Consider the following 579-nt stretch of genomic DNA (forward strand, 5'->3'; position numbering starts at 1 on the left):
ATACCGGTCGCGCCGTTCAAGCCTTCATGCACGGATTTGCCCGCATCTTCTTCCATGTGCGCGCGGGTTACATTGATGGTTTTCACATCGTCGCCGACCACGATTTCCAGTTTGCCGTGTTCGACAATCGGTAAATCCAACTGGCTGATTTGATAGCCTTTTGGCAAATCAGGATAGAAGTAGTTTTTGCGGTCGAACACGTTTTTCTGATTGATTTTCGCATCCAAAGCCAAGCCCAATTTGATGGCTTTTTCAACGACTTCGCGGTTCATTACCGGCAGCACGCCCGGCAGTGCGCATTCCACTACGCTGGCGTGCGCATTGGGTTCCGCACCGAATGCGGTCGATGCGCCGCTGAAGATTTTGGATTGGGTGTTGAGCTGGACGTGGATTTCCAAGCCGATTACGGTTTCCCAAGTCATAGTTTAAGTTTCCTTTGAATTTGGGTTGTTTTAAATAGGGGATATTTGATTTTTCATTGGGCAGGTTTTTAAAATACATAGAAACCTGTTTGTATTCAGGATAACGTTGATTGTTTAAAAATCTTTTTACGCCAAATAGCCAGTAGCAATACATTCA

The 579-nt window shown here is 45.8% G+C and carries 1 pseudogene; it reads right to left on the reverse strand.

The window, feature by feature from the left end:
- Nucleotides 1-422 (reverse strand): annotated as a pseudogene (gene gatB / locus ACTHUR_RS16335) (Asp-tRNA(Asn)/Glu-tRNA(Gln) amidotransferase subunit GatB); the annotation flags it as partial.
- Nucleotides 423-579: the final 157 nt, after the last annotated feature.

The sequence above is a fragment of the Neisseria sp. P0021.S007 genome (assembly GCF_051956855.1).